Genomic DNA, 23721 nt, shown 5'->3' on the forward strand with positions numbered 1-23721 from the left:
CATGGCGGGACTGTGCGAGGGCCGGGTCGTGATCGTGACGGGCGCGGGGCGGGGGCTGGGGCGTGCCCATGCCCTGGCCTTCGCGGCGGAGGGGGCGAAGGTCGTCGTGAACGACCTCGGGGTCGGGCTCGACGGGCTGCCGGGGCCGGACAGCCCGGCCGCCCAGGTGGTCGCCGAGATCGAGAAGCTGGGCGGGCAGGCCCTCGCGCACGGCGGTGACATCGCCACCCCGAAGGGCGCGGCCTCGCTGGTCGAGGCGGCCGTGGACGGCTTCGGCCGCCTCGACACCCTCGTCAACAACGCGGGCTTCCTGCGGGACCGGATGCTCATCAACCTCGACGAGGACGACTGGGACGCCGTCATGCGGGTCCACCTCAAGGGCCACTTCCTGCCGCTGCGGTCGGCGGCCGCGTGGTGGCGGGCGGAGGCGAAGGCGGGCCGGCCGGTCGCGGCCCGGGCGGTCAACACCTCCTCCGGGGCCGGCCTGCTGGGCTCCGTCGGGCAGGGCAACTACAGCGCGGCCAAGGCCGGGATCCTCGGCCTCACGCTGGTCGCGGCGCAGGAGATGGGCCCGTACGGGGTCCAGGTCAACGCGATCGCCCCGGCGGCCCGGACCCGGATGACGGAGCGGACCTTCGCCGAGACCATGGCCGCCCCCGGGGCGGGCGGCTTCGACGCGATGGCCCCCGAGAACGTCTCCCCACTGGTGGTGTGGCTGGGCGCGGATTCCTCGGCGGGGGTCACGGGCCGGGTCTTCGAGGTGGAGGGCGGCCGGATCACCGTGATGGAGGGCTGGCGGCCGGGCCCCACGGCGGACCGGGGCGGGCGCTGGACCCCGGCGGAGGCGGGCGAGGCCACCTCGGAACTCCTCGCGGCGGCCCAGGCGCCGCTGCCCGTGTACGGCGCGCGGTAGCCGCCCCGGTCCGGCCCCGGAAGCAGGGCCGGAAGCTAAGGTTCCTGGTCCGGGACAAGAGCCGAAGGGACCCGCATCGATGATGGCCGGCACGCCGCCCCCGCAGAAGATCACCACGTTCCTGATGTTCGAAGGGCGGGCGGAGGAGGCGATGACCTTCTACCTCTCGCTGTTCGACGACGCGGAGGTGGTCGCCATCAGTCGCTACGGCCCCGACGAGACCGGACCCGGAGCCGGGCCCGAGGGCACCGTGCGGCACGCGATCTTCTCGCTGGCCGGGCAGCAGTTCATGTGCATCGACAGCCCGGCCCGGCACGCGTTCGGCTTCACGCCCTCGATGTCGCTGTACGTCCAGTGCGAGGACGACGCCGAGATCGAACGCCTCTACGGGGCCCTCGCCGAGGGGGGCACCGAGCTGATGCCCCTGGGCGCGTACGGGTTCAGCGCCCGGTTCGGCTGGGTGGACGACCGCTTCGGCGTGTCCTGGCAACTGAACGTCGCGGACCCGCCCAGCGCGGGCGGGTGACTCGGGCGGCGGGAAGGGGGCGGGATCAGGTCCGGGCGGGCTGTCGCTCGGCGGCGGCCCCGGCACGGACGGTCTTTCCCGCTCAGCGGGAACACGGCCTCCCGCCCGCGCCCACCCCCCCCCCGCCTACCGGCTGCGGCACCACACACCACCGCAGCCGGGAGGACCCCGGTGACCGGGGCGATCGGTCCCGTCGAGCCGGCCGGGGACCGGCCCACCGCGCAGGTGGAGCTCGACGGGACCGTGCACACCGTCCCTTGGCCCGCCGGCACCCCGCTGCTCGACGCCATGCTCGCCGCCGGACTCCTGGCCCCGTATTCCTGCCGGCAGGGTGCCTGCAGCGCCTGCTGCGGACCTCGCCGAGGGCTACATCCTGGCCTGCCAGGCACTACGGCTCGGCGACGACCGCATGCGCATCACCCAGGAGGGCTGAGAACGGCCCGGCACGGAAGCGGGCCCGGCCCCCTGGCGAGGGGTCGGGCCCGAGTCTTCATCGGTGCGATGTCCTATGACTACCCGCTACATCCACTCGCTGAACCGCAACCAGCCCATCATGTTGTCCATTTCTTGTTCCGAGACCGCCGGCCGCCGGTCCTGAGGCCGCGTGGCCGCCGCCCGGGCCGGCCCGGCCGGCGCGTCCCGGGCCGTACGGCTCGCGCCACACGGCCCGCGCGCAGGCCAGTACGGCCGGTCCCAGCCGGGCCGGTTCGCGTTCCCCACGACAGGAGGACATCCAGGCGGGTCACCGGGGCCGGCCGCGAGGTGACCGTGACGGCCCGGGGCGGGGTGGTGCCGGCCTCGACCGAGGATCGCGGTGTCGGGGCGGCGGGCTCGCACCGTCCGCCGCCCCGAGGGCGCCGCCCTCGGTCAGGAGAGCTTGCCGTTGTAGTCCGGCAGCTTGACGGTGCGCTCCGCGTGACCGCCGACGAGGTCGGTCGGGCTGTTGCCGATGTTGGCGATGATCGTGTAGCCGCGCGCCTCGATCTCCGCCCGCTTGCCCGTCTTGTAGGCACTGACCTCGTCGAACAGGTCGGGCAGGTCACGGACGTAGAGCCCCGAGACCGGGTAGCCCACGGCCTTGAGGTTGTGCTCGGTGAGGGACTGGATGATGCCGGGGCGGGCGGTGACGAAGAAGATCGCGACACCGCGCGCGTGCGCGTACTGGGTCAGCGCGCGGACCTTGCTGATCGCGGGGGTCGGGAAGGTCCAGAACCAGTGGAAGTCCGTCTCCAGCGAGGTGTTGTCGATGTCCAGGACGAGGGCGGGCTTCTCCCCGGCGGGCGAGGCGGCGATGCGCGCCTCGATGGCGGGCCGGGCCGCGTCGATCACGGCGGCGACGTCCCGCTGCCAGGTGGCGTAGTCGATGCCGAGGATCGCGGCGTTGCCGCCGGGCGCCGAGGCGGCCGGGGCGGCGGACGGCGCGGACACGGGCGCCGGCGCCGGGACGGGCGCGGCCTGGGCGGCGGTGGCCGGAACCAGCGTCAGGACGGCGGCGGCCGCGGCCACGCCGACGGCGGCGGTACGGGGCATACGGGTGCGGCGGGTGCTGCGCATGGGGGGCGCTCCTCGGTCACGGGATTGGCATGTACGTGACCAGAGTTGGCGAGAACCGACCCCCTGTCTACTGGCCGGTAGGAAACTTTTCGTAGCCGCGTGATGAATGATCTACGTGGTGCGGTCGAGGACGGTCGCACACAGCCCGCACCGGGCCCGCAGCCGCCCGCACACCGGCGCCCGCAGTCGCTGCGCGCACACCGGACACGGGAGGCTCACCCGCAACCCGGCGTCACTCCCGTCCTGTTCGAAGCGGTACGCCGAGCCGTCGGCGGCCCTCACCTCCGCCCCGGCTCCCGCCTCCGCCCCCGCTCCCGCGCGCCGCGCCTTCGCGTACCGCCGCCGCGCCAGTGGTCCGGCGGCCGTCAGCGGGGCCCGGCGGTGGTCGCGCTCGGCCAGGGCGCGCCCGCGCACGTAGGCCTCGTACGCCTGGGGGCTGGTGAACCAGGGGGCCGGATCCTCGCCGAACAGGGCGGCGCGCTTGGCCAGGACGTAGCCGAACTCCTCCGGCGTGAGATAGCCGAACCTCTGGTGGGTCAGCGCGTCCTCGCGGTAGGCGTCCAGGAGCAGCCAACCCGCCCCCAGGTACGCGGCGGCGGTGTCGGTGAGGATCTCGTTCTCGACGGTCCCGGGGAAGCGCAGGTCCAGTCGGTGCAGCAGGACGTGGGTCACCTCGTGCGCGAGGGCGGCCGCCAGGTCCCGGCGGTGGGTGCGGAAACGGTCGTTGACCTCGACGAAGTATTCCGGACCCGCGGCGAGCTCCACGGTGGCGGCCTGCTCCATCTCCCGGAAGGAGACCACCATGCGCGCGTCGGGCAGCCGTAATGCCCGCACCGTGGCGGCGGCCACCCGCTGCGCGCCCAGGTGGAGGTCGTCGCCGGCGTCGAAGGCGGCGTCCGCGGAGGCGAAGCTTGTGTCGTAGGCGCGGATCCCGTCGGCCGACAGTCGACGGAAGAGCGCGGTGATCGAGGCGTGCACGGTCGCCAGATGCGGAAATCCGTGCTCGATGGGCCCGCTCCGCCCCCGGTTCTGCGTCATCGAGCCCTCCTTACCGCAATCCCTGCCGCTGGGGCGGGAGTTGGCCGAAATTGCCTTCTTGATGTCCGCCGTACGCCTGTTGTGTCATGGACCCGTCATTCACCCGATGACGCGCACGCACAGCCCAACCCCCCACGAAAGGCAGTGTGTTGACTGTGACCACCCTTGTGCAGTTGATGAAGCGCACCCTCGCCGTCGGCGCCGTCGCCCTCGCCGCCGTCAGCCTCCAGCCCGGCACCGCCACCGCCGGCCCGGCACCCGTCGTCGGCGGCACCCGCGCCGCGCAGGGCGAGTTCCCCTTCATGGTGCGCCTCTCCATGGGCTGCGGGGGCGCCCTCTACACCCAGCAGATCGTCCTCACCGCCGCCCACTGTGTGAGCGGCTCCGGCAACAACACCTCCATCACCGCCACCGCCGGAGTCGTCGACCTCAACAGCTCCAGCGCCATCAAGGTCAAGTCCACCAAGGTCCTCCAGGCCCCCGGCTACAACGGCAAGGGCAAGGACTGGGCCCTCATCAAGCTCGCCAAGCCCATCAACCTGCCCACCCTCAAGATCGCCGACACCAAGGCCTACGACAACGGCACCTTCACCGTCGCCGGCTGGGGAGCCGCCCGCGAAGGCGGCGGCCAGCAGCGCTACCTCCTGAAGGCCAACGTCCCCTTCGTCTCCGACGCAAGCTGCCAGAGCTCCTACGGCAGCGACCTCGTCCCGAGCGAGGAGATCTGCGCCGGCCTGCCCCAGGGCGGCGTCGACACCTGCCAGGGCGACTCCGGCGGCCCCATGTTCCGCCGCGACAACAACAACGCCTGGATCCAGGTCGGCATAGTCAGCTGGGGCGAAGGCTGCGCGCGGCCGAACTACCCCGGCGTCTACACCGAGGTCTCCACCTTCGCCGCCGCGATCAAGAGCGCCGCGGCCGGCATGTAGCTCCCCCCCGCACGTCCCCCTCGCCCTTCCGACCGGTCACGCACCGGCCGGAAGGGCGAGCCCCTTCGCCGTGCGGTGGCGACCCGACCCGCACCCCGGTCCCACGGGGGACGACCGGTGGCGGCAGCGGGCGAACGTGGGGCCGTGCTGGTTGAAGCGGTCCGCGCGGCAGCCGTCGGCGACTCCCGCGTCCCACCCGCCATCACCGCCCGCCTGCTACGGAGACCGGCCCCGCGCGCGACGGGGGCCGCCCCAGCCCCCGACCAAGCCTCGCGGGTGTACGCGCCGCGGTCCGGCTCAGCCCCCGACCAAGCCTCGCGGGTGTACGCGCCGCGGTCCGGCTCAGCCCCCGACCAAGCCTCGCGGGTGTACGCGCCGCGGTCCGGCTCAGCCCCCGATCAAGCCTCGCCGGCGTTTGAGGCGCGAGGTCCGGGGCGGAGCCCCGGGAGGCCCCGGCGCAGCCGGCCCGCGCCCCCGCCCCCGCCGTACGGGTCACCCTGCGCACCGTCCCGGCGGGCCTGGAGGTCCGCATCGCCGACGCCTGCGGCCCCCCGAAGGCGGCCGCCCTCGTCACGGCCGCCCTGCCGCTCCGACCCGGTCCTCCGGCCTAACCCAGCGCGATGGCCCGCAGCGCCGCCAGATGCCGCTGGTAGACCGCCCGGCCCTCGGTGGTCAGCGAGAGCCAGGTGCGCGGACGCCGCCCGACCCGGCCCTTGCGGACCTCCACCCAGCCGGCCTCCTCCAGCGCCGCGACCTGCTTGGACAGCACCGAGTCCGAGACCTCGACCAGGTCCCGTACGAAACCGAACTCGGCCTTGTCCAGCGGAGCCAACGCCGCCACCACCGACAGTCGTACGGGCGCGTTGAGCAGCGGCGCGAGATCGTGCCGCGGATGCCCGCCCCGCTTCGCCTCCGCCCCGGCGTCCGCGGTCGGCTCGTCCGTCATGTCGTCCTCCGCGTCTCGGTCCAGGCACCGATGGCCAGGGGCAGCGCACACGCCACCGCGGCCACCGCCGCGAACGGCACGCCGTGGCCGAACACCGCGGTGCCGAGCGTGACCGTCAGGGCGAACAGCGTCGCCCAGGACGCCACCAGTAGGACGTGCTTCTTCCCGGCCCCCCGCCGCATCACGCTCTGCCGCGCCGCGTACACGCTCAGCCCGGCCACGAGCAGCCCGTTGGTCAGCGTGAACACCACCGCCGAGACCGGCCCGCGCCACAGCACCGCGATCGGCACGAGCACCAGCTGCCCGGCCGCGAACACCCAGAGGTAGCGCGCGTACCAGCCAGTGTGCCGCCGCGCCGCCCGCTCCACACCGGCCGCCCGGCCGAGAGCCCCGACCGCCTTCGCCGTCTCCTCCATGGTTCCCCCTCGCTCGCACGCGGATGACCTTCCCCGGTCGATTTCCACTATGGCGAGTACTTTCCAATCCAGCAAGTAAAAAGGCGGTGTCTCACAGGCCGACTGCCGGAGGAACCGGCGGCCGCCGCCACGTATTCTCGGGAACCATGAACATCAGCGACCTCGACAACGGCACCGGCACGGGCGCGGCCGACGACGCCGCGGGCATCGACGAGAGCGTCACCGCCGAACTCGCCCGCCTCCGCGACAGCATCGACAACATCGACGCCGCCGTCGTCCACATGCTCGCCGAACGCTTCAAGTGCACCCAGCAGGTCGGCCACCTCAAGGCCAGGCACCAACTGCCCCCCGCCGACCCGGGCCGCGAAGCCAGCCAGATCGCCCGCCTGCGCCAGCTCGCCGAGAACGCCAAACTCGACCCCGCCTTCGCCGAGAAGCTCCTCAACTTCATCATCGCCGAGGTCATCCGCCACCACGAGACGATCGCCGCGGGCGAAGAGTAAAGGACCGGGGTCCGGCCGCCCACTGCGGCAGCATGGGCCCCATGTCCTCACTGACGCGCAACGAAGCGCAGCTCCGAGCCCAGCTCCTCGACGTCCAGCACTACGCCGTCACCCTCGACCTCACCGGTGACGACGACGAGACCTTCGACTCCACCACCGTCGTCCGGTTCACGGCCCGCACCGCCGCAGACACCTTCATCGAGCTGAAGCCCGTCGAACTGCGCTCCGCCACCCTCGACGGCACCCCCCTCGACCCGGCAACCCTCGCCGACGACCGCCTCCCCCTCACCGGCCTCACCGAAGGCCCCCACGAACTGCACCTCGACACCCGGATGCGCTACTCCCGCACCGGCGAGGGCCTGCACCGCTTCACCGACCCCGCCGACGGACAGACGTACGTCTACAGCCAGATGTTCCTCGACGACGTCCAGCGGGTCTTCCCGGCCTTCGACCAGCCCGACCTCAAGGCCGTCTTCGAATTCACCGTCACCGCCCCCGCCCACTGGACCGTCCTCGCCAACGGCATCACCACCCGCACCGCCGACGCCCCCGACGGCAGCGGCGCCGGCATCTGGAAGTCCGCCCCCACCCCCCTCATCTCCACCTACCTCGCCGCCGTCGCCGCCGGCCCCTGGCACAGCATCCGCACCGAACACGCCGGACTGCCCTTCGGCATCCACTGCCGCCAGTCCCTCGCACCCCACATGGGCGTCGACGCCGAGGAGATCCTCTCCGTCACCAAGGCCTGCTTCGACCGGTACCAGGAGAAGTTCACCGAGCCCTACCCCTTCGACTCCTACGACCAGGCCTTCGTACCCGAGTTCAACGCCGGCGCCATGGAGAACCCCGGACTCGTCACCTTCCGCGACGAGTTCATCTTCCGCTCCGCCGTCACCGACACCGAACGCCAGTCCCGCGCCATGGTCATCGCCCACGAGATGGCCCACATGTGGTTCGGCGACCTCGTCACCCTCGCCTGGTTCGACGACATCTGGCTCAACGAATCCTTCGCCGAATACATGGGCTACCAGACCCTCACCGAAGCCACCCGCTTCACCGACACCTGGACCGACTTCGGCGTCACCCGCAAGCCCTGGGGCTACGACGCCGACCAACGCCCCTCCACCCACCCCGTCGCCCCCACCCCCGACGACGTCCCCGACACCGCCTCCGCCCTCCTCAACTTCGACGGCATCTCCTACGCCAAGGGCGCCTCCGCCCTACGCCAACTCGTCGCCTGGCTCGGCGAGAAGGACTTCCTGGCCGGCATCAACACCCACTTCGCCCGCCACAAGTTCGCCAACGCCTCCCTCGCCGACTTCATCGACTCCCTCGCCGCCCACACCGACCGCGACGTCCGCGCCTGGGCCGACATCTGGCTGCGCACCACCGGCATCGACACCCTCACCCCGCGCGTCGAGGAATCCGAAGGCCGCCCCGACACCGCCGCCGGCTGGACCCTCGCCGTCGACCGCCGCGGCAGCCGCCCCCACCACATCGCCGTCGGCATCTACGACCGCGACCCCGTCGACGGCCGCTTCCTCGAACTGCGCGAGCTCCTCGACCTCGACATCCCCTCCGACGAGATCATCTCGGTCACCGGAGCCCGCCCCGCCCTCCTCGTCCTCAACGACGTCGACCTCTCCTACGCCAAGATCCGGCTCGACGACACCTCCCTCGAAACGGCCCTGCGCGGCCTCTCCGGCATCCCCGACGCCCTCACCCGCGCCGTCGTCTGGAACGCCCTGCGCGACATGGTCCGCGACGGCGAACTCGACCCCCACGACTACCTGAACACCGCCGCCGCACACCTGCCCGAGGAGGACGACCTGGCCATCGTCCAAGGCGTCCTCGGCTTCGCCCGCACCCAGGTCGCCGTCCGCCACCTCGCCCCCGAACAACAGTCCGGCGCGCTCAACACCCTCACCACCATCGCCCGCGACCTGCTGCGGCGCACCGAGGACGGCTCCGAACCCGGCATGCGGCTGACCGCCGTACGCACCCTCGTCGACAGCGCCACCCAGCCCGACACCATCGCCGCCTGGCTCACCGACGACACCGTCCCCGGCGGCCCCGCCCTCGACCCCGAACTGCGCTGGCGCATCCTCGGCCGCCTCGCCGTCCTCGGCGCCGTCGGCGAGAGCGAGATCGACGCCGCCCTCGCCGCCGACACCAGCGCCACCGGCCAGGAAGGCGCCGCCCGCTGCCGCGCCGCCCTCCCCACCCCCGAGGCCAAGGCGGCCGCCTGGGACCGCCTCTTCCACGACGACAGCCTGTCCAACTACCTCTTCAGCGCCACCGCCCAGGGCTTCTGGCAGCCCGAACAGGCCGAACTGCTCACGCCGTACGTCACCCGCTACTACCCGGAGGCCGTCGCCCTCGGCGCCCGCCGCGGCCCGGCCATCGGCGAAGCCGCCGGCCGCTGGGCGTTCCCCGCGTACGCCATCGACGAGTCCAACCTCCAGGCCGGCCACACCTGCCTCCAGAACCCGGACATCCTCCCCCTCCTGCGCCGCAAACTGGTCGACCAACTCGACGACCTGGCCCGCGCCCTGAAGGTCCGCTCCGGCCCGAAGGCCTGACGGGTAGCAGGAAGGTACAGACGGGGCCAAGGCGGCACGGTCGGATGGGGGAGCCAGGGCGGGGACGGGGACGGGGCGGGGTGTTGTCCGGGACGTAGAACGTGATTTGTTGGCGCAAGAACGGCCCGTAACGCGGCACCACCGCCAGGGCGCCATAAATCATGCAGTCCCGGACGACACCCCGCCCCGGCCCCGGCCCCCACCGCGCCCCCGCCCCGGCACCCCGCCCCCGTACGGGGCCCGCCCCGTACCGGCAAGCCGCCCCGGCACACTCGCCCCGGCAACGCCCCCGCCGAGCCGCCCGCAGGGTCCCCGCCGAGCTGCCCGCAGGGTCCCGGCCGAGCCGCCCGCAGGGCACCCGGGCGCCCGCAGGGCCCCGGTCGACCGACCGACTCCGGACAAACCCCGGCGGTTACCCCATTCGGGTCTGATCGTTGTACCGGTCGGGGCGGTGCCCGCCGCGCAACGGCCCGCACCGCACCGCACCGCCCCGCAACGGCCCGGCCGAACCCGCCGAGCCCGGCCGAACCGGCCGCCCGGCCCCGGAGGGACCCCGATGACCGCGCCGCCCGGCAACCGCGCACCCGCGACACCCCCGCTCGCCGGAGGCCCCCACGGCGCCGCCGCCCTGCGCCCCCTCCTCGACACCGTCCTCGACGCCCTCACCACCGGCGCCGAGGAACGCCGCGGCCCCCTCCCCGCCGGCGGCCCCACCGCCGTCACCGCCCGCGTCCACGCCGCCCTCGGCGACGCCGGCGTACTCCCCGCCCACGGCACCGGCGCGCACGAAGCCCTCCGCACCCTCGTACACACCCTCGCCGCAGGCGCCGCCGACCCCGCCGACCCGCTCTGCGCCGCCCACCTGCACTGCCCCCCGCTCGCCGTCGCGGCCGCCGCCGACCTCGCCGCGAGCGCCCTGAACCCCTCCCTCGACTCCTGGGACCAGGCCCCCGCCGCCTCCGCCGTCGAAGCCCTCCTCACCCGCACCCTCGCCGCCGAGTTCTACGCCACCCCCCACGCCGACGCCCTCGTCACCACCGGCGGTACCGAGGCCAACCAACTCGGCGTACTCCTCGCCCGCGAACGCCACGGCCCCGCCCTCACCGTCCTCCACGGGGCCAACGCCCACCACTCCGTCCCCCGCGCCGCATGGCTCCTCGGCCTGCCCCCGGCCACCGAGATCCCCACCCCCGCCGGCGTCCTCGACCCCGCCCGCCTCGCCGAGGCCCTCGCCGCCACCCCCGGCCCCACCCTCGTCACCGCCACCGCCGGCACCACCGACGCGGGCCTCATCGACCCGATCCACCGCATCGCCGACCTCTGCGACCGCTACGGCGCCGACCTCCACATCGACGCCGCGTACGGCGGCCTCCTCGCCCTCAGCCCCCGCCACCGCGACAAGGTCGCCGGACTCGACCGCGCCCACTCCCTCACCGTCGACCTGCACAAACTCGGCTGGCAGCCCGTCGCCGCAGGCCTCCTCGCCGTCCCCGACACCACCCTCCTCGCCCCCCTCGCCCACCAGGCCGACTACCTCAACGCCACCGACGACACCGAAGCCGGCCTGCCCGACCTCCTCGGCCGCTCCCTGCGCACCACCCGCCGCCCCGACGCCCTCAAGATCGCCATCACCCTCCGGGCCCTGGGCCGCGACGGCCTCGCCGCACTCGTCGACCGCACCATCGACACCGCACACCACCTCGCCCGACTCCTCGACGCCCACCCTGGCTTCGAACTCCACGCACCCCCCACCCTCACCACCGTCCTCTTCCGGCCCACCCACGCCGACGACGACCACCTCGCCACCCTGCGACGCACCCTCCTGCACCAAGGCCGCGCCGTCCTCGGCCGCACCCACGCCGACGGCCGCCTCTGGCTCAAAGCCACCCTGCTCAACCCGCACACCACAGCGGGGGACCTGGACCAGCTCATCTCCCTCCTGGAAGGCAGCACCCACCGATGACCGCCCAGCTCGACGCCCCCTACGACCTCGTCGGAATCGGGATCGGCCCCTTCAACCTGTCCCTCGCCGCCCTCGCCGACGGGCTGCCCCGACAAGGCGCCGGCGAACTCGCCACCGCCTTCTACGACCAGCGCCGCGACTTCCGCTGGCACCCCGGACTCCTCATCGAAGGCGCCACCCTCCAGGTCCCCTTCCTCGCCGACCTCGTCACCCTCGCCGACCCCGCCAGCCCCTGGAGCTTCCTCAGCTACCTCAAGCACAAGGAACGTCTCTTCCCCTTCTACTTCGCCGAGCAGTTCCACATCCACCGCGCGGAATACGACGCCTACTGCCGCTGGGTCGCCGGCCGCGTCCCCGGACTCCACTTCGGCCACCAGGTCGACGCCGTCCGCTGGAACCACGAACGCGACCTCTTCGAGGTCGACTTCACCCAACTCGACGCCACCGGCGAAGCCGAAGCCCTCGGCCGCACCTACACCCACAACCTCGCCCTCGGGATCGGCACCGCCCCCTACGTCCCCGAACCCCTGCGCCCCCTCGCCGACGCCCCCACCGTCCCCGTCATCCACTCCGCCGACTACCTCGACAACCGCCGACGCATCCTCGGCGCCGAACACGTCACCGTCATCGGATCGGGCCAGTCCGGCGCCGAAGTCTTCCTCGACCTCCTGCGCGCCCGCCCCGTCGGCCGCGAACGCCTCACCTGGCTCGCCCGCACCCCCTCCTTCGCCCCCATGGAGTACTCCAAGCTCGGCCTCGAACACTTCACCCCCGACTACACCCGCTACTTCCACTCCCTCCCCGAACCCGTACGCGACCAGCTCGTCCCCGCCCAATGGCAACTCCACAAGGGCATCGACGCCGACACCATCGCCGCCATCCACGCGGAGCTCTACCGCCGCACCCTCCACGGAGGCTGGCCCGACGCCGTCCTCACCCCCGGAGTCAGCGTCCGCACCGCCGGCCGCGTCGCCACCACCAAGGTCGAACTCCACCTCGAACACACCGAGCAGGGCACCCGCTCCCGCCTCACCACCGACGCCGTCGTCCTCGCCACCGGCTACCAGGAACGCCCCCTCGGCAACCTCCTCGCAGGCCTCGACCCCTACCTGCGCAAGGACTCCTCCGGCCGCCCCCGCATCGACGACCGCTACCGGATGATCCTCGACCCCACCGTCACCGGCAGCATCTTCGTCCAGAACGGCGAACGCCACACCCACGGCGTCGGCGCCCCCGACCTCGGCCTCGCCGCCTGGCGCAGCGCCGCCATCCTCAACACCCTCACCGGCAAGGAGCCCTACCCCCAGCCGGATCGCACCGCCTTCACCACCTTCGGCCTCGACCAGCGCGAACCCACCCGCCCCCGCCCCGCCGGCGAACTCCTCCCGCTCGTCGAACACCCCTGAGAGGCCCCGCAGTTCGGTGATCGAGACCCCCGCCCCCACCGTCCCGCGGCCGCGACGAGGGGCAGGAGCGTGACTCGTACAACTATCCGCGCGGGTCGAACGTCTCTTCCGTCGAAGAAACGTTTCCAGGGGGTTTTGTCTGTGAAGTTTTCCCGGATCGCCGCAGCGGTGACCACCGCTGCCCTTGCTCCGGCCGTCCTCATCGCGTCACCGGCGTTCGCCGCCGGCCCCGACGCCCCGGCCAACGCCAACCACCCGGCACCGACCACGCCGGACCAGCCGGTGCCGGACCGGACCACGTCGGACCGGACCGTGCCCGACCAGGCCGAAGAGGACCGCAAGACCATCCTCGCGATCATCGCCCACCCGATGGCCAGCGAGTTCATGCAAGAAGCCGGCCGCAAGGCCATCGCCGACGGCCCCAAGGCCATGCGCAAGTTCATCGAAGTCGACCAGCACAACATCCGCATGGACGATTACCGCATCGAGATCCTGCGCCTCCTCCCGGGCGCCGGCCCCGGCCTGAAGGAGGGCATCAACAAGGTCCTCAGCAACGGCGACACCATCGAAAAGCTCCGCCACTTCTGGGACGTGACCCAGCACGAGCTGCGCGACGACGACAACAAGGTCGAGATCTCCCGGATCATCGGCACCGGCGGCACCGGCGTGAAGGAAGCCGGTAAGAAGGCACTCAAGGGCACCCCCGCCGACCGCGCGGAGTTCCTGAAGACCGGCCGCCACCTCGCCCAGGCCGAGGACGACCGGGTCGAGCTGGCCCGCATCGACGAGGGCTGGGACGGCCCGATCCTGACCGAGGCCATCGACAAGCTCCTGAACGGACCGTCGACCCCGGCCGAGCTGCGCCACTTCCTGGAAGTGACCCAGTACGAGCTCCGCGACCAGGACAACCGCGTCACCATCGCGAAGATCATCGACGGTGGTGGTCCGGAACTCGTCAAGGCCGGCCGCGCCGCCCTCGCCGGCACCCCCGCCGACCGGACCGAGTTCCTCAAGACGGGCCGGCACGAAGCCCACGCCAAGGACCAGGCCGCCAAGAACAACGAAAAGCCGACCCCCGGCAAGGACGGCAAGGACGGCAACGGCACCGGAACGGGCTCCGGCACCAACGGCACCACCACCGGCAACACCGCCGTCACCGCCCAGGGCCACAACGGCTCCCCCCTCGCCACCACCGGCGCGGGCGACCACACCACCATGATCGCCGGCGGTGCGGGCACCGCGCTCGCCGCCGGCGCCGGACTGCTCCTCGCCGCCCGCATGCGCCGCGCAGGCGCCGCACGCTGACCGGACCCGCACCACCAGGGGTGGCCGGCCGCGGCACACCGCGACCGGCCACCCCGCCGGGCCGATCCGACGAGACACCCCTCAGAGCGTGTCCTAGAACACCGCGACCCCGGCCCGCGTCAGACGCCAGTCCACCGACGCGAACTGCGCGACGTCGATCGTCCCCTTCGCCTTCACCCACTGGATGATCGTGTTACGGATCTCGTCCGAGTTCGCCCACAGCTGCTTGGCCTGCGGAACGTGCGGGAAGTTCCCACCACCCGACGCCCGGTAGTTGTTCACCGCCAACACGAACTGCGCCGCCGGATCCACCGGCTTCCCCTGGAACGACAACCCCGTGATCCGCGACCCGGCCGGCTGCGCGATGTCGATGTCGTACGTCAGCCCGTACACCGCGTCGTAGTTGTAGTCCGGGATGCTCTCCGCGTTCGTCAGCTTCGCCGGATCCACCACGTCTCCCGGCGCCGTCCGCACGAAGTACCGCGCCGAGTACTCCAGGTAGTCCTTCACCTGCGCACCCGTCAGCAGCCGCGCCTCCATCGTGTTCTCGAACGGATACAGACCCGCCGCATCCCTGATCGTCACCTGACCCGCCGGGATCGACGCCGTACGCGAGAAGCACGACGCCTGCGACAGCACCGGCAGCGCCGCCCACTCCGAACCGGCCAGCGCCCCCTTCACCGTCTCCGCCTGCACATGGTTGATCAGATCGATGATCGCGACGTCCTTGAACGCCCCCTCCGCCGACGACATCGCCTGCGTCGACGTACCGATCACCTGGTTCACGTACGCCACGACCTTGCGGTGCTCGTCCGACAGCAGCCGCGTGATCTTCTTGTCCTCCGCGACCGTGTTCGAGTTCAGCACCTTCGCCGCGACCTTCGTCACCGACCAGCGGCCCTTCTCCCACGTCAGCTCGAAGTCGAACAGCGTCAGCCGCTGACCCCACTTCAGAGGCTCCGACAGCACCACGTCCTTGCCGGTCGCCTTGTTCTTCACCCGGTACTCCGGGATCTCCGTGTGCGCGTGCCCCACCAGGATCGCGTCGATCCCCGGCACCTGCTCCGCCACCAGCCCCGCCGCGTTCTCGATGTACGGCAACTGGTCCCCGTACGAGGACGTACCGCTCGAACCGGAATGCGCCGACACGATCACCACGTCCGCGCCCATCGACCGCAGCTTCGGCACGTACTTCGCCGCCTGCTCCTCCAGCCCCGGGAACGTCATCTTCCCCTGCACGTTCGCCTTGTCCCAGATCGCGATACCCGGGTTCGTCAGCCCCAGCACCGCCACCTTCACATCACGCCCGCACGGAGTCCGCAGCTTGTGCATGCTGTACGGCGCGAACGCCGGCCGCAGCGACTTCGCATCCAGCGCGTTCGCCCCCAGCAGCGGGAAATCGCACTGCTCCTCGAACTTCCGCAGCACCGGTATGCCGTAATTGAACTCGTGGTTCCCCAGCGCCGCCGCGTCATAACCGATCGCGTTCATCGCCTGCGCCATCGGGTGCACCGGACCACGCCGCGCGGTGATCGGATCCACCTTCGCGTAGTAGTACGAAAGCTGCGTGCCCTGGATCGTGTCACCCGCGTCGATCAGCAGCGTGTTACGCCGCCCCTTCTCCGCCCGCACCTGCTCCACCAACGTCGAGATCTTCGCCAGACCGACGTCGTTGTGCGCCTTGTCGTCGAACTCCTTGTCCGTGAAGTAGTCCCAGTTGAAGACATTCCCGTGCAAGTCGGTCGTACCCATCACCGTGAACGCGTACGTCCGCGGCCCCGCACCGGACCCCTTCACATCCTGCACAGCCGCCACGGCCGGGGAGCTCGTGGCCCCCGCCAACGCAACAGCGGCACCCGTCGCGGCCGAAGTGCCCAGAAAAGTCCTACGGTCGAACGCCATGCCATCTCCCTTTTGAGGCCTGAACAACGCGCGTAGATTCTGACCCAGCAGTAACAAGCCGCAACACCCCCGACAGGTTTCGATCCGGTGACCACACCCGAACGAGCGACAGTGCGACAGTGGAAACCATGACCCAGGACGCATCGCACCAGCCCTACGGAACCCCCGAAGTCCCCCGCGTAGCAGTCCGCGGCGAAGCCCGCATCGAAGTCGACCCCGAGATCGCCCGCATCGGAATCACCGTCAGCGCCCGCGGCACCGACCGCCGCACCGCACTCGAAGACCTCACCCGCCGCAACAACGCCGCCCTCGACCTCATCAAGAGCTACGGCGACCCCGTCGAAAAACTCGAAACCGGCGCCTTCTCCATCACCCCCGAACTCACCCGCCACGGCCGCGCCGAACGCGTCCGCGCCTACCACGGCCGCGTCCACATCACCGCCGAACTCAGCGACTTCACCACCCTCGGCGAACTCACCACCCGCCTCGCCGACCTCGAACTCACCGAGGTCGACGGCCCCTGGTGGGCCCTGCGCCCCACCTCACCCGCCCACGGCCGAGCCCGCCGCCAAGCCGTCCTCGAAGCCGTCCAACGCGCCCGCGAATACGCCGAAGCCCTCGGCGCGAACCTCGCCGCCCTCGTCGAACTCGCCGACCTCGGCGCCGAGAACGCCGCCCCCTTCACCCCCACCCCCGGCGCCGGCATGCGCACCATGGCCTTCAGCGCCACCGAGGACGCCGGCCCCCCGCCCCTCGACCTCGAACCCCAGCGCCAGACCGTCTACGCACAGGTGAACGCCCGCTTCACCATGACCCCTCCACAACTCTGAAGAACCCATAAATGCCGCCCCGGGGGTGCTCATCAGAGCACCCCCATGCACATTCAACAGTTGTCAACAAGCTTTTGCTCAAAGGTTGTTGAGTGGACACCCGGAACCGATTTCCTACCCGCAGGTAGGGGAATACGCTCGACCCATGCGCCGAGCGAAAATCGTATGTACCCTGGGCCCCGCCACCGACTCATACGACCAGATCAAAGCCCTGGTCGAAGCCGGAATGGACATCGCCCGCCTCAACCTCAGCCACGGCACCACCGCCGAACACGAGGAGCGCTACCAGCGCGTACGCAAGGCCTCCGACGAGACCGGCCGCAGCGTCGGCATCCTCGCCGACCTTCAAGGCCCGAAGATCCGCCTCGGCCGCTTCCGCGAAGGACCCGTACTCCTTGAACGCGGCGACGAGTTCACCATCACCGTCGAGGACCACGAAGGCGACCGCCACACCTGCGGCACCACCTACAAAGGCCTCGCCACCGACGTCACCACCGGCGAACTCATCCTCGTCGACGACGGCCGCGTCACCCTCGAAGTCACCGAGGTCGACGGCCCCCGCGTCCACACCCGCGTCATCGAAGGCGGCATGGTCTCCGACCACAAAGGCCTCAACCTCCCCGGCGTAGCCGTCTCCGTCCCCGCCCTCTCCGAAAAAGACATCGAAGACCTCCGCTGGGCCCTGCGCACCGGCGCCGACGTCATCGCCCTCTCCTTCGTCCGCAGCGGCCGCGACATCCAGGACGTCCACCGCATCATGGACGAAGAAGGCCGACGCCTCCCCGTCATCGCCAAGGTCGAAAAGCCTCAAGCCGTCGAAAACATCGACGACATCGTCGCCGCCTTCGACGGCATCATGGTCGCCCGCGGCGACCTCGGCGTCGAAATGCCCCTCGAACAAGTCCCCATCGTCCAAAAGCGCGCCATCAAACTCGCCAAGCGCAACGCCAAACCCGTCATCGTCGCCACCCAAATGCTCGACTCGATGATCGACAACTCCCGCCCCACCCGCGCCGAAGCCAGCGACGTCGCCAACGCCATCATCGACGGCACCGACGCCGTCATGCTCTCCGGCGAAACCAGCGTCGGCAAATACCCCATCGAAACCGTCCGCACCATGTCCCGCATCGTCGAAGCCGCCGAAGAAGACATCCTCGCCAAGGGCCTCCCCCCACTCACCGACCGCAACAAACCCCGCACCCAAGGCGGAGCCGTCGCCCGAGCCGCCGCCGAAATGGGCGACTTCCTCGACGCCAAATTCCTCGTCGCCTTCACCCAGAGCGGCGACACCGTCCGCCGACTCTCCCGCTACCGCTCACCCATCCCCCTCCTCGCCTTCACCCCCGACCAGGCCACCCGCTCCCAGCTCAACCTCACCTGGGGCGTCGAAACCTTCCTCGGCCCCCACGTCGACTCCACCGACGCCATGGTCGCCCAGGTCGAAGAAGAACTCCTGCGCATCGGCCGCTGCGTACCCGGCGACATCGTCGTCATCACCGCCGGCTCACCCCCCGGCGTCACCGGATCCACCAACCTCGTCCGCATCCACCACATCGGCGACGCGGTCCGCTGACCCACGCGACGCACCGCGTCGGGCCACACCACCCGCCCGACGCGGTCACCCCCCACCCGCACCTACCAGCCGAACCGCCGATGAACCACCGCCGCGAACTCCTCGAACGACAACACCGCATCCCCATTCGCATCCGCCGCGTCGAACAACGTCGAGCGCATCGAACAACTTTCGGGCCTCTCACTCATCACACATCCCCTCGTCGAACCAACGCTTGACCTCAACCTGACCTGAGGTCATACGGTCGCCACATGACGATCAAGGAATACACACAGCAGCAGCTCGCCGCCCAGCCCATCGGCTACTGGACCCGCGAAGCCGCACACCTGGTCATCGGCGGCCTCCGCACCGCCCTCGCCGAAGAACACCTCACCCAACCCCACTGGTGGGCCCTCAACCACATAGCCCGCGCACAAGGCCACTGGACCCGCGAGGACCTCACCGCCAAGCTGGCCCCCTACGACGACCAGGACACCGACTTCGACGCCCTCTTCGACGACCTCACCACCCGCGGCTGGATCACCGAGACCGACGACCACCTCACCCTCACCGAAGCCGGCGAAGCAGGCCGCACCCGCGCCCACGACCGCAACGCCAAGGTCCACGAACGCATGCGCCAAGGCATCGACGACGCCACCTACGCCGCCACCATCGACACCCTCCGCCGCCTCGTCGCCAACCTCGGAGGCAACGGCGACCTCCCGTAACGCCATACTGACCCCTCACCACGCACACACGGGGGACGGACCGAATGACCACGCGGCAGGCACACCACGACTGCACGCCACGCCCGGGCACCTGCCGCCTCCCCGAACCATGGATGTGCGACGTGTTCTACGTCGACGGCAGCCTCCGCGACATCACCGTCGCCGACACCGACGACACCCACTGGCAGCAGGTCCTACACCACCTCCGCGGCACCGCCGACCAACTCACCTGGTACGACGGCCCCGAAGGACAGGACCTCGACCCGAACGACACCGGCGACCCGTTCGCCACCATCGAGGACGGCTACACGGCAACCCTCGGCGTCCGATACGGGCACACCCGCTTCTCGGCCCATCTGCCGGTCGACGGGATCGAATTCTCCCTCTGGCCCGACGACATCGAGGACGGCGCCCACGTCGCCGACGTACTGCGCTTCCTGACCGAACTGGGCACGGCCTGCGACCGCCCCGCCGTCCTCACCGCCGAGACCGTCACCGGCCACCACCAACTACCGCCCCTGATCACCTACGACCCCTCCACCGGAACCACCACTCACCCCTGAACCCTGGCCGCACTGACACTCAAGGTGTCATGATGACATCATGGGTGTCGATGAGCGTGCGAAGAACGAGCCCCCACCGGGGCCCCTGCTGTACGAAGTGATCCGCAACCTCTGGCCACTGCACCGCACCATCGTGCGCGCCGTGGAACGGGAGCTGACGGGCACCGGCATGACCGCCGGCCAACACGCGGTGATGGACGAACTGCACAGGGCCGGCCCCCGAACCGTCCCCCAACTCGCCCGCCTCCTCGGCCTGGACCGACAGCCCGTCCAACGCCTCGTGAACGACGCGACAACCCTCGGGCTCACCGAGACCACACCCAACCCGGAACACCGACGCTCCCACCTCATCCGGCTCACCCCCCAAGGGGAAGCCACCATCCGGACCATCCAGGAAGCCGAGGAAACCGAACTACGGCGCCGACTGTCCGACCTCACCACCGACGACGTCACGACGACCCTGCACGTCCTGCGCCGCCTCGGCGAAGAATTCAAGGACCTCGCACAGAACGCCCCACCCCACCCCACGGACCGAGGGGACGCCCCACGATGACGCACACGCGGACACCCGCCGTCACCGCCGCCACCGCACCCATCGACGCGGGCGAACTCTTCTACGAGTCCACCGGCGAAGGACCCCCCGTCGTCCTGCTCCACGGCGGCATGCTCGACCTCACCATGTGGGACGAGCAATTCACCCGGCTCGCCACCCTCGGACACCACGTCATCCGCTACGACGCCCGCGGCCACGGCCGCTCCACCACCGTCACTCAGGACTACGCCCACCACGACGACCTCCACGCCCTGCTCACCCACCTCGACATCCCCCGCGCCACCCTCGTAGGACTCTCCCTCGGCGCACGGACCGCCCTCGACACGGCCCTGGCCCACCCGCAGTCCGTCTCCGCACTGATCCTCGCCTCGCCCGGCGTGAGCGGCCGACCCTTCACCGACCCCTACGTCGCACACCACACCGCACAGCAGATCGCCGCGATCGGCGACCCGGCCCACGGCGCACAACGGTTCGTGGAGCACTTCCTCCGGATGTGGGTGGACGGACCCCACCGCGAACCGTCCCAGGTCAACCCCCGACTCCGCGCACGACTCCACGCGTCGGCGACCGCCAACGTCGCACGACACGCCCACGGGCTCGGCGCCGGGACGCCGCAGGAAATCGGCGCGGCGGACCGACTGGCCTCCGTCTCCGTACCCACCCTCGTGCTCGACGGAGAACTCGACAGCACCGACATCACGTCGAACGCCCAGGCCATCGCCCGAACCGTGCCCAACGCCGAACACGAACGGCTCGCCTCAGCAGCCCACATGGTCAACCTCGAAAGCCAGGGGCCCTTCAACCTCGCGGTCGAATCCTTCCTCGCGTCCGCGACCGACCGCACCTGAGCCCACGCAGTCACACCGGCAGGTCGTCGCCACGCACGGCGGCGGCGACCAGCCCGGCCAACGCCTCACGCGACACCTCACCGCCGCTCACCAGTCGATCGAACACGAGCCCGTCGATGCACGTCAGCAACGTGTGCGTGCGACCCTCCACATCCCGCACGCCACGCGCCGCGAGAAGGAGTCGGACCGCCTCCCGCCCGGCGTTCTCACGGGGGACGAGGATCTCGCGCAACTCCGGATCGCGCACGCTCTCGACGGCGCAGGCGTACCGCGCCAGCGAGCGCCGACGCCCCTCACCCGTCAGCCGCTGCCGCGTGAGCAGCGCCATGCCGTCCACCAGCTCCCCGACCGTACGCAGCGACGGAAGCCCCTCCGCCGTCACCTGCAGCTCCGCCTGGTCCAGCTGGACCAGACGCGTGACGAGCCCGGTGAGCAGCGCCGCCCGGGTGCGGAAGTACGCCGACGTCGTACCCGGCGGCATGCCGGCCCTGCGGTCGACCGCCCGATGGGTCAGCCCGCGCATCCCCTCGTCCGCCAGCACGTCGAGAGCCGCATCCGCGAGCAAGGTACGTCGATCCGAAGCCATGCCCCCTTTCTACACCTGTAGAGACTCAAGTAGCCTCCACCTTCTACAGGTGTAGAAAAACGGGGGTCGGACATGAACAACACAGCCGTAGTGGTCGGCGGCGGCATCGGCGGACTCGCCACCGCCATCGGACTCCACCGCATCGGATGGAACGTCACCGTCATCGAACGCTCCCCGACCCTCGAAGACGCCGGAGCCGGCATCTCCCTCGCCGCCAACGGCCTCCACGCACTCGACGCACTCGGCATCGGCCACGCCGTACGCGAAGCCTCCCGCAACCAGTACACCGGCGGCACCCGCACCCCCCACGGCACCTGGCTCACCCACATGAACGGCGCCGCACTCGAAGAAGCCGTCGGCACACCCATCGTCGGCATCCCCCGCACCACCCTCCACCGACTCCTGCGCGAACACCTCCCCACCGACACACTCCTCACCGGCACCGAAGCCGGCCCCATCGAACAGACCACCCCGACCACGGCCCGCGTCACCTACGGCACCACCACCCTCGACGCCGACCTCGTCATCGCCGCCGACGGCATCAACAGCCGCACACGCCACCACCTCTTCCCGACCCACCCCCACCCCACCTACACCGCCTCCACCGTCCTACGCGCCATCACCGACCACCCCGTCGACCTCCACACCGACTTCGAACTCACCTGGGGCCGCGGAACCGAATTCGGACACATCGCCTTCCCCGACGGCCGAGCCGAATGGCACGCCGTCCTCGACCTCCCCGCCCGAACCCGCTTCACCGACCCCCTCACCGAACTACGCCGCCGATTCCGCACCTGGCACGACCCCATCCCCGCCCTCCTCGACGCCACCCACCCCGACGCCGTCCTGCACCACGACATCAACGAACTCCCCACCCCCCTCCCCACCTACGTGACCGGACGGATCGCCCTGCTCGGCGACGCGGCACACGCCATGACCCCCCACCTCGGACAGGGCGCCTGCCAGGCCCTGGAGGACGCCGTCACCCTGGCCGCGGCCCTCGCCACCGAGCCGACCGTCCCCGCCGCCCTCACCCGCTACGACGCCGAGCGCCGCCCCCGCGCCCAAGCGGTGGCACGAGCCGCCCGCCAGGCCGGCCGGATGGGCCAGCAGCTCTCCCACCCCTTGGCCGTCGCCCTCCGCAACACGGCCATGCGACTGACCCCCTCCCGCGCCGCGACCCGCATGATCCTCCGCCACCACACCTGGGTCCCCCCACGGCTCGCCTAGTACTTCGGCCCGATGTGGGCGTCCATGAGGGCGACGCAGGTCTTCCGCGCGACGGACACGTTGAACGGATCACTGCCCCGCGCCAACACCGTCCACCGGACCCCGACCTTGGTCAGCGTGTCGGTACAGAGCTTCCGGATGTCGTCGGACTTGTTGGTGAAGAAGTACCGCGGGTACTCGTACCGCTTGCCGTTGCGGACGGTCCAGTTGATGACCCGACACCCGTCGGAATGGATCAGCCCCCGCAGGAACGCCCACGGATGCGCATCGACGATCTCCTGCTGCCAGGCTTCGAGAACGATCCGCCGTTCGTGTTTCCGGCCGGGGCCGTGTTGCGGGAACAGACACTCAAGGTGTTTCGAGTAGACCTTGACGTTGTGGCATCCGACCTTGCGGACGCGGCACACCTGGTTGAAAGGGAACACTCTGCGCATTGCCTGTTCGGCGCAAGTCATCAGCCCTGGCCAGTTGTCATCGCAGGTAATCATGAGGTTGGGGACGCGGTGAGCTGAGTAGTGGCTTATGTGCCCGTCACCCAGATAGAGGCCGAGCAGATAGGCGTACGCTGCGGCGTCCAAAGGGCTACCGTCACATCGAGGACAACCCGGGTTGTGGGCTCCTGGGCATTCGCCGCGCTTCGCTCGATCCACATGCTTCCAGTAGCCCACGGTGCCCAGGGGAACATTCAGGCGGCGAGCGACGTCCGCGTTCCTCGCGCCGCCACGCAACAGGGACAGGGCCGTTTGCCGTACCTCAAGGCTGTGGAACTCCATGGAACAACTGTGCGTCACCATGGGTGGCTGCGCGTAGCAAAAAGTGGACGTTCACGCGAAGGTGAACGTCCACTT

General features: G+C 70.8%; 22 protein-coding genes and 2 pseudogenes. 16 read left to right on the forward strand and 8 right to left on the reverse strand.

Annotation, left to right across the window (positions count from 1 at the left end; genetic code table 11):
* The first annotated feature begins 1 nt into the window (after position 1).
* The 3 genes and pseudogenes from ACWG52_RS27650 to ACWG52_RS27660 form a co-directional block, all read left to right on the forward strand.
* On the forward strand, positions 2-913 hold the full coding sequence (locus ACWG52_RS27650; RefSeq protein ID WP_389808693.1) for an SDR family oxidoreductase: 912 nt from the start codon (positions 2-4) through the stop codon (positions 911-913).
* Positions 914-992: 79 nt separating this feature from the next.
* On the forward strand, positions 993-1439 hold the full coding sequence (locus ACWG52_RS27655) for a VOC family protein (protein ID WP_389808695.1): 447 nt from the start codon (positions 993-995) through the stop codon (positions 1437-1439).
* Between the two features lie 243 nt (positions 1440-1682).
* Positions 1683-1733: pseudogene (locus ACWG52_RS27660) on the forward strand (hypothetical protein); the annotation flags it as partial.
* A gap of 573 nt (positions 1734-2306) precedes the next feature.
* Here the strand turns inward: ACWG52_RS27660 and ACWG52_RS27665 are convergent.
* Complete coding sequence (locus tag ACWG52_RS27665) at positions 2307-2993, reverse strand: HAD family acid phosphatase (protein ID WP_266440946.1); 687 nt, start codon at positions 2991-2993, stop codon at positions 2307-2309.
* A 111-nt stretch (positions 2994-3104) separates the two neighbouring features.
* Entirely contained in the window at positions 3105-4031 is a 927-nt protein-coding gene (locus ACWG52_RS27670) for a hypothetical protein (protein WP_389808699.1), read from the reverse strand.
* Between the two features lie 176 nt (positions 4032-4207).
* On the opposite strand from ACWG52_RS27670, the gene ACWG52_RS27675 reads away from it, so the two are divergent.
* Complete coding sequence (locus tag ACWG52_RS27675; protein WP_375941545.1) at positions 4208-4960, forward strand: S1 family peptidase; 753 nt, start codon at positions 4208-4210, stop codon at positions 4958-4960.
* Positions 4961-5567: 607 nt separating this feature from the next.
* Here the strand turns inward: ACWG52_RS27675 and ACWG52_RS27680 are convergent.
* Complete coding sequence (locus ACWG52_RS27680; RefSeq protein WP_389808701.1) at positions 5568-5906, reverse strand: winged helix-turn-helix domain-containing protein; 339 nt, start codon at positions 5904-5906, stop codon at positions 5568-5570.
* Complete coding sequence (locus ACWG52_RS27685; protein ID WP_390167988.1) at positions 5903-6322, reverse strand: hypothetical protein; 420 nt, start codon at positions 6320-6322, stop codon at positions 5903-5905. Before ACWG52_RS27685 ends, ACWG52_RS27680 begins: the two co-directional genes overlap by 4 nt.
* A 146-nt stretch (positions 6323-6468) precedes the next feature.
* Between ACWG52_RS27685 and ACWG52_RS27690 the strand changes: the two genes are divergently transcribed.
* From ACWG52_RS27690 to ACWG52_RS27710, 5 genes are all read left to right on the forward strand, one after another.
* On the forward strand, positions 6469-6825 hold the full coding sequence (locus tag ACWG52_RS27690) for a chorismate mutase (protein WP_030011627.1): 357 nt from the start codon (positions 6469-6471) through the stop codon (positions 6823-6825).
* A gap of 41 nt (positions 6826-6866) precedes the next feature.
* Complete coding sequence (gene pepN, locus ACWG52_RS27695; RefSeq protein ID WP_453126239.1) at positions 6867-9407, forward strand: aminopeptidase N; 2541 nt, start codon at positions 6867-6869, stop codon at positions 9405-9407.
* A gap of 556 nt (positions 9408-9963) precedes the next feature.
* A complete protein-coding gene (locus ACWG52_RS27700) occupies positions 9964-11370 on the forward strand; it encodes a pyridoxal phosphate-dependent decarboxylase family protein (protein WP_453126241.1) in 1407 nt (468 codons plus the stop codon).
* Entirely contained in the window at positions 11367-12776 is a 1410-nt protein-coding gene (locus tag ACWG52_RS27705) for a lysine N(6)-hydroxylase/L-ornithine N(5)-oxygenase family protein (RefSeq protein ID WP_389808710.1), read from the forward strand. Before ACWG52_RS27700 ends, ACWG52_RS27705 begins: the two co-directional genes overlap by 4 nt.
* A 141-nt stretch (positions 12777-12917) precedes the next feature.
* A complete protein-coding gene (locus tag ACWG52_RS27710; RefSeq protein WP_453126243.1) occupies positions 12918-14081 on the forward strand; it encodes an ALF repeat-containing protein in 1164 nt (387 codons plus the stop codon).
* A gap of 93 nt (positions 14082-14174) precedes the next feature.
* Here ACWG52_RS27710 and ACWG52_RS27715 read toward each other — a convergent pair whose 3' ends face one another.
* Positions 14175-15983, reverse strand: a complete 1809-nt coding sequence (locus ACWG52_RS27715) for a bifunctional metallophosphatase/5'-nucleotidase (RefSeq protein ID WP_390168016.1) — start codon at positions 15981-15983, stop codon at positions 14175-14177.
* Between the two features lie 128 nt (positions 15984-16111).
* On the opposite strand from ACWG52_RS27715, the gene ACWG52_RS27720 reads away from it, so the two are divergent.
* Both ACWG52_RS27720 and pyk read left to right on the forward strand, forming a co-directional pair.
* Positions 16112-16813, forward strand: a complete 702-nt coding sequence (locus ACWG52_RS27720) for an SIMPL domain-containing protein (RefSeq protein WP_389808716.1) — start codon at positions 16112-16114, stop codon at positions 16811-16813.
* 145 nt (positions 16814-16958) lie between these two features.
* Positions 16959-18386, forward strand: a complete 1428-nt coding sequence (pyk, locus tag ACWG52_RS27725; RefSeq protein WP_389808718.1) for a pyruvate kinase — start codon at positions 16959-16961, stop codon at positions 18384-18386.
* A 62-nt stretch (positions 18387-18448) separates the two neighbouring features.
* Here pyk and ACWG52_RS27730 read toward each other — a convergent pair.
* Positions 18449-18541, reverse strand: a pseudogene (locus ACWG52_RS27730) (EF-hand domain-containing protein); the annotation flags it as partial.
* Between the two features lie 96 nt (positions 18542-18637).
* Between ACWG52_RS27730 and ACWG52_RS27735 the strand changes: the two are divergent.
* The 4 genes from ACWG52_RS27735 to ACWG52_RS27750 are packed head-to-tail and all read left to right on the forward strand — an operon-like array spanning position 18638 to position 21057.
* Positions 18638-19093 carry a MarR family transcriptional regulator gene (locus ACWG52_RS27735; protein ID WP_453126245.1) on the forward strand — a complete coding sequence of 152 codons (456 nt, stop codon included), beginning with the start codon at positions 18638-18640 and terminating at the stop codon, positions 19091-19093.
* Between the two features lie 44 nt (positions 19094-19137).
* Entirely contained in the window at positions 19138-19656 is a 519-nt protein-coding gene (locus ACWG52_RS27740) for a hypothetical protein (RefSeq protein ID WP_453126246.1), read from the forward strand.
* 40 nt (positions 19657-19696) lie between these two features.
* Complete coding sequence (locus ACWG52_RS27745) at positions 19697-20209, forward strand: MarR family winged helix-turn-helix transcriptional regulator (protein WP_389808725.1); 513 nt, start codon at positions 19697-19699, stop codon at positions 20207-20209.
* Complete coding sequence (locus ACWG52_RS27750; RefSeq protein ID WP_389808728.1) at positions 20206-21057, forward strand: alpha/beta fold hydrolase; 852 nt, start codon at positions 20206-20208, stop codon at positions 21055-21057. The genes ACWG52_RS27745 and ACWG52_RS27750 overlap by 4 nt, the downstream gene beginning before the upstream one ends.
* 10 nt (positions 21058-21067) lie before the next feature.
* Here ACWG52_RS27750 and ACWG52_RS27755 read toward each other — a convergent pair whose 3' ends face one another.
* Positions 21068-21643: a TetR/AcrR family transcriptional regulator gene (locus ACWG52_RS27755; protein WP_453126248.1), complete on the reverse strand. Its 576-nt coding sequence runs from the start codon at positions 21641-21643 to the stop codon at positions 21068-21070.
* A gap of 72 nt (positions 21644-21715) precedes the next feature.
* Between ACWG52_RS27755 and ACWG52_RS27760 the strand changes: the two genes are divergently transcribed.
* On the forward strand, positions 21716-22873 hold the full coding sequence (locus ACWG52_RS27760; RefSeq protein ID WP_453126250.1) for an FAD-dependent monooxygenase: 1158 nt from the start codon (positions 21716-21718) through the stop codon (positions 22871-22873).
* On the opposite strand, the gene ACWG52_RS27765 is transcribed toward ACWG52_RS27760, so the two are convergent.
* Positions 22870-23646, reverse strand: coding sequence for a helix-turn-helix domain-containing protein (locus ACWG52_RS27765; RefSeq protein WP_453126251.1), 777 nt, complete (start codon positions 23644-23646; stop codon positions 22870-22872). The two genes, ACWG52_RS27760 and ACWG52_RS27765, sit on opposite strands and share 4 nt — an antisense overlap.
* Positions 23647-23721 lie beyond the last annotated feature (75 nt).

Source organism: Streptomyces sp. CLCI03 (genome assembly GCF_053615355.1).

Excerpts from the sequence above, each read along its gene's own strand:
- ACWG52_RS27740 (WP_453126246.1), top strand. The coding sequence starts at position 19,138 with ATGACCACGCGGCAGGCACACCACGACTGCACGCCACGCCCGGGCACC.
- ACWG52_RS27760 (WP_453126250.1), top strand. The coding sequence starts at position 21,716 with ATGAACAACACAGCCGTAGTGGTCGGCGGCGGCATCGGCGGACTCGCC.
- ACWG52_RS27700 (WP_453126241.1), top strand. The coding sequence starts at position 9,964 with ATGACCGCGCCGCCCGGCAACCGCGCACCCGCGACACCCCCGCTCGCC.
- ACWG52_RS27765 (WP_453126251.1), bottom strand. The coding sequence starts at position 23,646 with ATGGAGTTCCACAGCCTTGAGGTACGGCAAACGGCCCTGTCCCTGTTG.
- ACWG52_RS27750 (WP_389808728.1), top strand. The coding sequence starts at position 20,206 with ATGACGCACACGCGGACACCCGCCGTCACCGCCGCCACCGCACCCATC.
- ACWG52_RS27745 (WP_389808725.1), top strand. The coding sequence starts at position 19,697 with ATGGGTGTCGATGAGCGTGCGAAGAACGAGCCCCCACCGGGGCCCCTG.
- ACWG52_RS27680 (WP_389808701.1), bottom strand. The coding sequence starts at position 5,906 with ATGACGGACGAGCCGACCGCGGACGCCGGGGCGGAGGCGAAGCGGGGC.
- ACWG52_RS27715 (WP_390168016.1), bottom strand. The coding sequence starts at position 15,983 with ATGGCGTTCGACCGTAGGACTTTTCTGGGCACTTCGGCCGCGACGGGT.
- pepN (WP_453126239.1), top strand. The coding sequence starts at position 6,867 with ATGTCCTCACTGACGCGCAACGAAGCGCAGCTCCGAGCCCAGCTCCTC.
- ACWG52_RS27685 (WP_390167988.1), bottom strand. The coding sequence starts at position 6,322 with ATGGAGGAGACGGCGAAGGCGGTCGGGGCTCTCGGCCGGGCGGCCGGT.
- ACWG52_RS27650 (WP_389808693.1), top strand. The coding sequence starts at position 2 with ATGGCGGGACTGTGCGAGGGCCGGGTCGTGATCGTGACGGGCGCGGGG.
- ACWG52_RS27735 (WP_453126245.1), top strand. The coding sequence starts at position 18,638 with ATGACGATCAAGGAATACACACAGCAGCAGCTCGCCGCCCAGCCCATC.
- ACWG52_RS27655 (WP_389808695.1), top strand. The coding sequence starts at position 993 with ATGATGGCCGGCACGCCGCCCCCGCAGAAGATCACCACGTTCCTGATG.
- ACWG52_RS27670 (WP_389808699.1), bottom strand. The coding sequence starts at position 4,031 with ATGACGCAGAACCGGGGGCGGAGCGGGCCCATCGAGCACGGATTTCCG.
- ACWG52_RS27705 (WP_389808710.1), top strand. The coding sequence starts at position 11,367 with ATGACCGCCCAGCTCGACGCCCCCTACGACCTCGTCGGAATCGGGATC.
- ACWG52_RS27690 (WP_030011627.1), top strand. The coding sequence starts at position 6,469 with ATGAACATCAGCGACCTCGACAACGGCACCGGCACGGGCGCGGCCGAC.
- ACWG52_RS27675 (WP_375941545.1), top strand. The coding sequence starts at position 4,208 with ATGAAGCGCACCCTCGCCGTCGGCGCCGTCGCCCTCGCCGCCGTCAGC.
- ACWG52_RS27755 (WP_453126248.1), bottom strand. The coding sequence starts at position 21,643 with ATGGCTTCGGATCGACGTACCTTGCTCGCGGATGCGGCTCTCGACGTG.
- pyk (WP_389808718.1), top strand. The coding sequence starts at position 16,959 with ATGCGCCGAGCGAAAATCGTATGTACCCTGGGCCCCGCCACCGACTCA.
- ACWG52_RS27665 (WP_266440946.1), bottom strand. The coding sequence starts at position 2,993 with ATGCGCAGCACCCGCCGCACCCGTATGCCCCGTACCGCCGCCGTCGGC.
- ACWG52_RS27720 (WP_389808716.1), top strand. The coding sequence starts at position 16,112 with ATGACCCAGGACGCATCGCACCAGCCCTACGGAACCCCCGAAGTCCCC.